Below are 10,825 nucleotides of genomic sequence, written 5' to 3'. Positions count from 1 at the left end.
GGCAAACAATCCAGTCCATCAGAGTGTGAAGTCCTGCGTCAGATATCGTTGTCGTGCGTCAGCACGCCTGCAGATATCTTCCTTGTCCTTCGCACTCTGCTGAACTGTCTTGATTGCATTATTTTATGAAATTGCTATAGCTTTTTGTAAAATGGTTTCATGGTATCATTATCCTGCGGGAAGATAAATGATACTGTGGAACCATTTTTGATATTACAGGAGAATTTTATGAAATTATTAAAAAAAGTATTCGCATTCACATTTATATTTATGCTGAGCGTTTCAGGACTGACAGGATATCAGGTAAACGCCTCAGAGGAGCCAAAACATCTGGATATCCTGTTCACCCATGATCTGCATTCCCATTTGAACAGCTTTCAAATGATTGTAGACGGGACACAGCAGGAGACCGGCGGGTTTGCCCGGCTGAAAACATTGATCAATGAGCACGAGAAAGAGAATACAGATACACTCATATTGGATGGCGGAGACTTCTCCATGGGAACTCTGATACAGACTGTATATGACACTGAGGCCGCCGAACTGCGGATGCTTGGATATCTGGGCTGTGATGTGACAACTCTGGGAAATCATGAATTTGATTACGGCTCCGATGGTCTGGCAGATATGCTGAACGCCGCAGTCAGTTCAGGCGAAAATCTTCCCGGGATGGTTGTGTGTAATGTGGACTGGGATGCAATGAAAAAAGCCGGACTCAGTGAAGGACAGAAACAGATTTATGAAGCATTTCAGACATATGGAGTAAAAGACTATACGGTAATTCAAAAAGGCGATGTAAAGATTGCAGTACTGGGTGTTTTCGGCAAGGATTCTCTGGATTGCGCTCCTACCTGCGAGCTTCTTTTCAAAGAACCGTCAGAAGCAGCCAGAGAAACAGTAGAGGAAATAAAAAAGAACGAGGATGTAGACATGATCGCCTGTGTATCACACAGCGGAACATGGGAGGACGAAAAGGTATCCGAAGACGAAATCCTTGCAAAGAATGTTCCGGACATTGATCTGATCATCAGCGGACATACCCACACACAGCTGGCAGAACCGATCCTGCAGGGAGATACCTGCATCGTATCCTGTGGAGAATATGGGAAAAACCTGGGAACACTTTCCATGACTCAGAAAGAGAATGGACGATGGGAACCGGATACCTATGAACTTGTTCCGGTTACGGATAAAATCAAGGCAGATGAAGCCACACAGAAGAAAATAGATGAATTGTCAGATACTGTTGACATTAATTATCTTTCCAATTTTGGCTATACAAGAGATGAGATTCTGGCAGAGAATGACATTGAATTTAACAGCCTCAGTGAGATGGAAACAAAGCATGAGGAGTTAAATCTGGGAGATATCATATCAGATGCTTATGTATATACAGTAGAGAATACAGGAGAATCTGACGGAGAAAAAGTAGATGTTGCAATCGTACCTGCCGGAACTGTAAGAGATACTTATACAAAAGGCAATATAACAGTGGAGCAGGTATATAATTCCTTCTCGCTGGGAACAGGAAAGGACGGACTTGCAGGTTATCCTCTGATCAGTGCATATTTAACGGGAAAAGAACTGAAAACAGTGGCAGAGGTAGATGCCTCAATTTCAGATTTTATGACAATAGCCAGATTATATTGCAGTGGAATGAATTTCACCTATAATCCCCACCGCATGATCTTAAATAAAGTAACAGACTGTTATCTGACAGGTAAGGACGGGGAAAGGGAAGAAATACAGGACGATAAATTATATCATGTTGTCACGGACCTGTACACAGGCCGTATGCTGGGATCTGTTCTGGACAAATCCTATGGTCTGATATCCATCGTCCCCAAAGATAAAAACGGCAATCCCATAGAGAATCTGGAAGATTATGCAGTCATGGATGGAAAAAAAGAACTGAAAGCCTGGGCTGCAATTGCAGAGTATATGCAATCCTTTGAAGACACAGACAAAGACGGAATTGCAAATGTGCCGGAATATTATAATACAACACACGAAAGAAAAGTTGTAGACAACAGCAAAAACATCATAAATCTGGTAAAACATCCGAATAAATTTGCAATAGCGATTGTGGGAATCTGTATTGTGGCTGTTGGGGTGATTCTGCTGCTGATCTTTGGGGTTGTAAAGATTATCAGAAGAAGAAAATAGCATTTCATTATAAACATTGCATGATCAACTGCTTTATCAGGAGGGTAAAGGGTGGATATGTGAAAAGCTATTTCTATTTTGGAAAAAAGAAAAAGACCTCATAACATAATATGAAGTCTTTAAATGCACACACTGTGCAACTGGAAAAACCAGTGAGTTGAGTTTACTTTTATTTGAACTCGCAGTGCAAATCCGTAGGGGAACTACGATTTGCATCTTTATAATAATATATGGGAGGAGAAATGTCAAATGGAAAAGAAAAGTAAAAAAATTTATCTGGGACTTGATATTGGAACTGATTCAGTCGGATATGCTGTGACAGATGATCAGTATAATCTTTTGAGAGTTCATGGGGATGATGTATGGGGCAGTGTTATATTTGATGCAGCTTCTTTGAGCGATGAAAGAAGAAGTCATCGTTCTGCAAGAAGAAGACTGGACAGGAGACAGCAAAGAATAAATCTGCTGCAGGAAATTTTTGCTAAAGAAATTTCAAAGGTAGATGATCGTTTTTTTTATTCGATTATCGGAAAGCTATCGTTGGAGAGAGGATGTTCAGGACCGGTATGTTTTTTTCAATGATGAGGAATATACAGATGTTCAGTATATGGGAGAATATCCAACGATTCACCATTTGATCTGTGAATTAATGAATAATAAGAATCCTCATGATGTGCGCCTGATATATCTGGCCTGCGCATGGCTGATAACACACAGAGGACATTTCCTTAATAATCTCAATGTGGAAAAACTGGATGAAATCATGGATATCAGCTCAGTGTATCAAAATTTTATAAATTATTTTACTGAAAATGGATACAGAAGACCATGGGGTGAAATAGATGTAAGTGCTTTGTCAGAGGTATTGAAACAAAAAACAGGTGTAACGGTAAAAAATAAAGAATTACAAAATATTCTTCTGGAAGGAAAGAAGCCGGAAAAATCCGGAACTGAAGAGTTTCCTTTTAGCCAGGACAGTATCATACGACTTCTGGCAGGCGGGCAGTGTAAATTAAAGGACGTTTTTTGCAAAGAAGAATATCTGGATTTGGGATCAGTATCGTTGGGGATGGACGAGGAGAAGTTTGGTGAAATTTCAGGCAATATCGGAGAGGATTATGACCTGCTCATAGCATTACGTGGACTATATGACTGGAGTGTACTGGCAGATATTTTAAACGGTCATTCTGAAACGATTTCCATGGCAAAAGTACAGATATATGAGCAGCATGGGAAAGATTTACAGATATTGAAATATTTTGTCCGTAAATATGTACCTGATAAATACAATGAAGTATTCAGAAAAGCAAAAGCTGATAATTATGTGGCTTACACAGGTCACATGGATAAAGATACTGCAAGTCAGATTAAAAAGAAAGCAAAAGCAGAGGAGTTTTCAAAATATGTCTTGAAACTTATGAGTCCAATAAAGCCGGAGAAAACAGATTTACAGTCATATGAGGATATGTGTGAACGTCTGAAGCTGAATATCTTTTTGCCTAAACAAAAGAATACTGATAATCGTGTAATACCACATCAATTATATGAATATGAGTTGATTCGAATTTTGAAAAATGCATCCTTATATTTGCCTTTTCTTAATGAAGTCAGGAATGGAATCAGTGAGATGGACAAAGTGGTATCCATTTTCAGGTATAAACTTCCGTATTATGTAGGACCGTTAAATAAGAAATCAGATTTTGCATGGATTTCACGTAAAGCCGGAAAGATTACTCCATGGAATTACAAAGACATGATAGACGAGGATGCCAGTGAGAATGCATTTATCAAAAGGATGACAAATAAATGCACCTATTTGCCAGGGGAAGATGTTTTGCCAAAAGATTCTCTATGCTATCAGAAATTTATGGTGCTGAATGAACTTAATAATCTTAAGATTGATGGGCGCAAAGTCCCTGTTGAAGTAAAACAGGGAATCTATCATGAATTATTTGAAAAGAAAAAGAAAGTGCGGCGAAAGGATATTGAAGAATATCTTATAAGCAATAATTATCTGGCTAAGGGTTCGACAGAACTGATAAGCGGAATTGATGAGCAAGTGCATTCCTGTTTGTCATCTTATTATGCATTTCGAAATCTTTTGAGCAGAGAAATTTTATCTGAAAATGATGTAGAAAAAATTATAGAGAGGGCTTCTTATGCAGAGGACAAGAGTCGTGTAAAAAAATGGCTTAGAAAAGAATATCCTGATCTTTCACAGGATGATATTCGCTACATCACTAAAATCAAAATTAAAGAGTTTGGAAAATTATCCAGAACATTTTTAACAGAATTAAAGGGATGCAATAAGCAGGATGGAGAGATGACAACGATTCTGCGGATAATGTGGGAAACCAATGATAATTTAATGGAAATACTTTCGGATAAATATACATTTCGGGAAGCTGTGGAGACATTTACACAGGAATATTACACTGGGAAAAAACAGAGTTTAAAAGAACGTCTTGATGAAATGCGTGTTTCCAATTCAGTGCGGCGTCCGGTTTACAGAACTCTTGCTGTTGTAAAAGATATTGAAAAGGCATTTGGAAAGCCAGATAAGATATTTGTAGAAATGACGCGTGCGGATGGGCCGATCAGAAAGGAAAGAGAACAAAAAGCAGAAAACAACAGATTCTTGAGCTTTACGCTAAATGTAGAGAAGAAGATGTACGGGATTTAAAACAGCAACTAGAATCTATGGGAGAGCGTGTGGACAGTCGGCTCCAGGGAGAGCATCTGTTTCTGTACTTTATACAGTTTGGAAAATGTGCATACAGTGGAATGCCTATAGAACTGGAAAAGCTTATGTCTGGCTCAAAAGAATACGACATAGATCACATATATCCTCAGGCATATGTAAAGGATGACAGTATTATTAATAACAAAGTATTGGTATTATCAAAGATAAATGGAACAAAAGGTAATGTATACCCTATTAGTCCTGAAATTCGTAATAGAATGCAGGGACAATGGACCTGGTGGCATCATATTGGAGTGATCAGTGATGAAAAATATAAGCGTCTTATCAGGTCAACACCGTTTACAGATGATGAAAAATATGGATTTATTAATCGACAGCTTACAGAGACATCTCAATCTACAAAGTTAATAGCAGGCTTGTTGAAGGAAAGATTTCCGAACATAGACATGTTTATGTAAAGGCAGGACTTGTTTCTGATTTTCGACACGAATTTGATTTGCCAAAGTCCAGAACTTATAATGATTTGCACCATGCAGTGGATGCATATTTAAATATTGTGGCAGGAAATGTTTATAATATGCGATTTTCAAAGAAATGGTTTAGTGTTGATTCAGAATATAGTATAAAAACAAAAACAGTTTTTTCTCATCCGGTGAATTGCCAGGGAACCATAGTTTGGGATGGAGCGTCGATGCTTGCAAAGGTCAAGAAAATCGCGAAGAAGAACACAGCACATTTTGTGAAGTTTGCTACATTTAAAACAGGAGGATTGTTTGACCAGAATCCAGTTAAGAAAGGAACCGGCTTGATTCCTTTAAAGGCGGGATTGCCTACTGAAAAATATGGTGGGTATAATAAAGCTGGTATAATGTTTTTGATGCCTGTCAAATATAAAATCAGGAAAAAATGTGCAATTATAATTATGCCGGTAGAATTGCTTCATGGAAAACATTTTTTAGAAGATGAAACATTTGCCAGAGAATATACGTTTAACAGATTAAAAAGTATTTTAGGCAAGAAGGTAGATGAAATTTCATTTCCGTTGGGTATGCGTCCATGGAAGATTAATACAATGCTATCGTTAGATGGATTCAGAGTATGTATTACTGGAACTGGAGGCAAAGGAAAATGTCTGGTGGCACAGTCGGTAATGCAGTTTTCTTCAGAGGATTGTTGGAAAGGCTATATGAAGAAGTTGGAAAAATTTACTGAAAAATTTAAGAAGAATCCTGATTTTATATATGATAAAGAATATGATAAGGTATCTGTAGAGGAAAATCAAAAACTTTATGAACTGTATATTGAAAAATTACAGAATACAATTTTTAGTAAGCGCGTAAATTCACCAGTACAAATTCTCATGGATGGACAGGAACGTTTTGAAAAATTGAATATTAAAGAACAATGTGTGGTTCTGATGAATATTCAAACAGTATTTGGTCGTATGACAAGTGGCTGTGATTTGTCATTGATTGGTGGTTCGTCTAATAGCGGTGCAACAGTTAATTTCAGTTCAACAATATCAAATTGGAAAAAGCTATACTCAGATGTCAGAATTATTGATCAGTCACCATCCGGAATATGGGAAAAGCGTTCAGAAAATATATTGGAGTTATTATGAGTTGGAGAATTGTAGTAATTGAAAATCAGGCAAAACTGGATTATAAAATGGGATATATGGTCGTTAGAGGATTAGAAACCAAAAGGGTTTTGCTTGATGAAATTGGAATTCTTCTAATAGAGAATCCTGCAGTTTCATTAACTGGGATTTTGATTGAAGCATTAACAGAGAAAAAAATAAAAGTTATTTTCTGCGATCGGAAACGGAATCCAGTAGCTGAGTTGATGCCTCATCATGGATGTCATGACAGTGCAGCAAAAATACGAACGCAGATTGTCTGGGAACAGAACATTAAAGATATTATCTGGAGAGATATTGTCAGTGAAAAGATCCGCAGGTAGCGAAGCGGATTGCAAATATCCGCTTGACTCAGGTTCAGGGAGAAGAAGGAATAAGTGTACTGTCAGAAGATAATAAGGTTCTGCCTATGGCAAAACATATTGAACTGATTACAAGGTTTGTACCATTTGATATGAATCAGAAAAATCTTATTACCAAAATGACGACAAGGATGCAGAATATTGCGATAGATGAGAGCCATTATCTGGAAACAAAGGAAATGCTTGGAAAGTGGGAGCAATATCTCATGAAATTATCATTGGATATGGTTGGAACTTTTGGATTTTCAAAAATATCAATTGAGACGTTGATTAAAGCTGCGGGAATTTGTGTAGACGATGATTATGACAACCTGGGAGAACAACTGTTGGATTATTTTGAATTAGTTCAGGAATATGATGGAAAAAAATTATTTATCCTGGTAAATTTGCGGAGTTATCTTTCAGATGCAGAGATGAATTTATTTCTGCAGAATATAATAGAAAGAGATATACAGATACTGATACTGGAAAGTAGCGAACATCCAATTCTTGAATGGGAATGCAGACATATTGTAGATGCAGATTTCTGCATTTTGTGTTAGTATAGGGGTGAGTAAATACAACTTGCGAAATTGCACAAGTGATTCGCAGATCATTTATTTCAAACATTTGAGGTTTGAGAGCAGTGCAAATTCGTAGGGGAATCAAACTGTAACGATAGAATGATTGACAGATTCTTCGTTTGAGAGCAGTGCAAATTCGTAGGGGAATAAACTTCTGGGAGGGCGAATGGGCTGACGGGAAGTTTGAGAGCAGTGCAAATTCATAGAGAAAATTAGAACAGTTGTTTATCTAAATTAAATGATTTTGTAAAAAGAAAGTAGGTGAAATGTAATGAACGTTATATGTTTCCATAACCCAGATGAAGAAAATGGCTATTTAAGTAACTGGTATCTTAGTCATTTCACAGTCAACGGAATAGATTTTTCGTCAATGGAGCAGTTTATGATGTATCAGAAAGCATGCCGCTTTCATGATGAAAAAATAGCTAATGACATACTTCATACAGATGATGTTGCTGAGATTAAGAAATTAGGTCGTAAAGTACATGACTATGATGAAAATGCCTGGAATGGTGTAAGGCAACTTATTGTTTATGAGGGATTAAAAGCGAAATTCAGTCAAAACACAGACTTAAAACGACAACTTGTTGATACAGGTGATGCTGTGTTAGCTGAATGCGCAGTAAGAGATCAGATTTGGGAAATAGGTTTATCCATGGGAGATCCAAACAGGTTTGAGCAAAGTAAATGGAAAGGTAGCAATCTTCTGGGATATGCGTTAATGTTAGTCAGAGAACAGTTATAAGCGGAGGAACACAAAACAAATGCACCTTGAGTTAGCCAAAACATTGCGAAATTACGACAGAAAAAATTTATCAAAGGACATCCTCACCGGGCTGATCATTATGGCTGTTTCGATCCCGATTTCCATGGGCTATGCCCAGATTGCGGGGCTTCCGGCGGTTTATGGACTGTACGGCTCTGTATTCCCGATTATTTTGTTTGGATTGTTTTCCACATCACCTCAGTTCATCTTCGGAGTGGATGCAGCACCTGCAGCATTGATCGGGGCGGCACTGGTGGAAATGGGAATCCAGAGTGGTTCGGAACAGGCCATGGCGGTTGTGCCGGTGCTCACATTTTTTGTGGCAGTCTGGCTGCTTATATTTGCATTTTTTAAAGCAGGAAAACTGGTAAACTATATTTCTGCACCTGTAATGGGAGGCTTTATCACAGGTATCTGCACCACGATCATTCTCATGCAGGTGCCCAAATTAATGGGCGGAACTGCAGGAACCGGGGAATTGCCGGAACTGGCAGAGCATATTTGGACGACATTGGGACAGATCAATCTGCCTTCCCTGATTTTAGGTCTGGTTTCTCTGGTCATTCTTCTGGTGATGAAAAAAATCATGCCTAAGTTTCCTATGGTAGTAGTTATGATGGCTGCAGGTGTATTATTATCTTATTTCGTCCCGATTTCCAACTGGGGAATCCGCACACTGGATGCAGTAGAACCAGGGCTGCCTGTATGGAGTATTCCTGACTTCTCTGCCATCGGTCTGAAGGGAGCAGTTATCTACAGTCTGTCCATTGCTGTAGTGATCATGGCAGAAACTTTGCTTGGTGAGAACAGCTTTGCACAGAAAAATGGTTACAGGGTAAATGCCAACCAGGAGCTGGTAGCCTTTTCCATGGGAAATCTGGCGGCAGCTCTGACCGGCTGTTGTCCGATCAACGGTTCGGTGTCACGTACCGCCATCAGTGAACAGTACCAGGGAAAAACACAGTTGACCGGAATTGTTGCAGGAATCTCCATGATTTTGGTGCTTCTGGGAGCAACCGGGCTGATCGCTTATCTGCCGGTTCCCATGCTGACTGCAATTGTGATATCCTCACTTCTGGGGGCAACGGAATTTGATCTGGCTGTACGTCTGAGAAAAATCAGCAAAAAGGAATGCCTGATCTACTGGGGCGCATTCTGGGGAGTGCTGATGCTTGGTACCATCAATGGGGTATTGATTGGTATTATTCTCTCCTTTGCAGAGATGATCATCCGTACTGCAAAACCGGCACGTTGTTTTCTGGGAGTACAGCCGGGGCACAGGCATTTCGAGGATCTTACGGAAAGCCTGCATAACTGCGAGATTGAGGGTGTGGTGATCTATCGATTCAGCAGCAGCCTGTTTTTTGCAAATATAGATATTTTACAGCAGGATATTGAGAATGCCATTGGGCCGGATACCAAAGCAGTAATTCTGGATGCCAGCGGCATTGGCAGCATTGATGTTACAGCTGCGGACAGGCTTGCAATTCTGTACCGTTCTCTGAAAGCAAAAGGAATTCGTTTCTACATAACAGAGCATATCGCTGAGCTGAATGAACAGATGCGTGCATTGGGACTTGGATTTATGATCGAAGAGGGACGTGTACGCCGGACTATACATGTTGCATTGAAGGATATGGGAATCCATTATCCTTATCCTTTGAAGGGCAATGTAGATAATACAGAACGTTCTCCGTTCAGGAAGCGTGTGGACAACAGTGTACAGGAATTTGTCTGGGCTTTTGGTTCTGATTCTGAGGCAGAGATAGAGAAGCAGATCCATCTGCAGATTGAACAGCTGAAAGAGAACGGAGATATGCAGGAGTTGCTCCATGGCCAGTGGAATCATATGGATGAACTTGATGCAGATGCATGGATTGAGCATCTGGAAGAGCACATGAAGGAAATTGTAAAGATTTCCGGACAGGATGAACAGGAACTGACTGTACGTTTTGAGAAGCATCGAAAGAAGCTTCGGGAACAGATGCTGAAAGAGCATCCAGAGCTGGTGGCAATGTTCGAGGAGCGCAGGCGGCTTTTGGATGAGCAGTTGGAGAAAAAATGGCCGGATGTGTATGCACTGGTATTAAAGCAGCGTGAGAAGGATAACCGATAAATGAAAAAGTTTAAGTTAAATGTACAGAGTTACATCTGCATTTTATTATGCCTTATTTTATATATTACTGTGCTTCCCCTTTCTGTATCAGCACAGGAGGACAGATCTAAGGTTGTCAGAGTAGGCTGGTATGAGGGAACCTATAATACCACAGGACCAGACGGTCAGAGGAGAGGCTACAGCTACGAATACCAGCAGGCAGTAGCTGTGCATACCGGATGGAAATATGAATATGTGGAGGGAAGCTGGGCAGAACTGATGAGCATGCTGAAAAATGGACAGATCGATCTGCTGGGAGGCATTTCCTATACAGAGGAACGTTCCACTTCCATGCTTTTTTCAGAATTGCCTATGGGAGAGGATAAATATTACCTGTATGTGGATACTTCTAATACAGATATCTCCACTTCAGATCTGACTACATTAAATGGAAAAAGAATCGGTATGCTGCCGAATGCACTTCCTGCCGAAATGTTCCATGAGTGGGAGAAAAGTCATGGAGTAAACAC

The 10,825-nt window shown here is 39.5% G+C and carries 7 protein-coding genes and 1 pseudogene; all 8 read left to right on the top strand.

Going from position 1 to position 10,825, the window contains the following annotated elements:
* Positions 1-228 precede the first annotated feature (228 nt).
* Positions 229-2,166, top strand: coding sequence for a bifunctional metallophosphatase/5'-nucleotidase (locus ACTNES_RS16695; protein ID WP_441040143.1), 1,938 nt, complete (start codon positions 229-231; stop codon positions 2,164-2,166).
* 249 nt (positions 2,167-2,415) lie between these two features.
* A complete protein-coding gene (cas9, locus tag ACTNES_RS16690; protein ID WP_291817561.1) occupies positions 2,416-2,748 on the top strand; it encodes a type II CRISPR RNA-guided endonuclease Cas9 in 333 nt (110 codons plus the stop codon).
* Positions 2,669-6,491, top strand: a pseudogene (gene cas9 / locus ACTNES_RS16685) (type II CRISPR RNA-guided endonuclease Cas9). The gene cas9 (ACTNES_RS16690) and the pseudogene cas9 (ACTNES_RS16685) overlap by 80 nt, the downstream one beginning before the upstream one ends.
* Complete coding sequence (locus ACTNES_RS16680) at positions 6,488-6,832, top strand: CRISPR-associated endonuclease Cas1 (protein ID WP_441040144.1); 345 nt, start codon at positions 6,488-6,490, stop codon at positions 6,830-6,832. The pseudogene cas9 (ACTNES_RS16685) and the gene ACTNES_RS16680 overlap by 4 nt, the downstream one beginning before the upstream one ends.
* 23 nt (positions 6,833-6,855) lie before the next feature.
* Positions 6,856-7,413: a type II-A CRISPR-associated protein Csn2 gene (gene csn2 / locus ACTNES_RS16675; protein ID WP_441040142.1), complete on the top strand. Its 558-nt coding sequence runs from the start codon at positions 6,856-6,858 to the stop codon at positions 7,411-7,413.
* A 292-nt stretch (positions 7,414-7,705) separates the two neighbouring features.
* Positions 7,706-8,179, top strand: a complete 474-nt coding sequence (locus tag ACTNES_RS16670) for an NADAR family protein (RefSeq protein WP_441040141.1) — start codon at positions 7,706-7,708, stop codon at positions 8,177-8,179.
* Positions 8,180-8,198: 19 nt separating this feature from the next.
* Positions 8,199-10,316 carry a SulP family inorganic anion transporter gene (locus ACTNES_RS16665; protein ID WP_291816650.1) on the top strand — a complete coding sequence of 706 codons (2,118 nt, stop codon included), beginning with the start codon at positions 8,199-8,201 and terminating at the stop codon, positions 10,314-10,316.
* On the top strand, positions 10,317-10,825 hold a 509-nt coding region (locus ACTNES_RS16660), incomplete at its 3' end, for a substrate-binding periplasmic protein (RefSeq protein WP_441040140.1).

The sequence above is a fragment of the Blautia sp. HCP3S3_D9 genome (genome assembly GCF_052063845.1).
Lineage (GTDB): Bacteria > Bacillota > Clostridia > Lachnospirales > Lachnospiraceae > Blautia_A.
Note: the sequence above shows the minus strand (reverse complement) of the source record. Positions and strands in the feature narration are given on the sequence as shown.

Excerpts from the sequence above, each read along its gene's own strand:
- ACTNES_RS16670 (WP_441040141.1), top strand. The coding sequence starts at position 7,706 with ATGAACGTTATATGTTTCCATAACCCAGATGAAGAAAATGGCTATTTA.
- ACTNES_RS16665 (WP_291816650.1), top strand. The coding sequence starts at position 8,199 with ATGCACCTTGAGTTAGCCAAAACATTGCGAAATTACGACAGAAAAAAT.
- cas9 (WP_291817561.1), top strand. The coding sequence starts at position 2,416 with ATGGAAAAGAAAAGTAAAAAAATTTATCTGGGACTTGATATTGGAACT.
- ACTNES_RS16680 (WP_441040144.1), top strand. The coding sequence starts at position 6,488 with ATGAGTTGGAGAATTGTAGTAATTGAAAATCAGGCAAAACTGGATTAT.
- ACTNES_RS16695 (WP_441040143.1), top strand. The coding sequence starts at position 229 with ATGAAATTATTAAAAAAAGTATTCGCATTCACATTTATATTTATGCTG.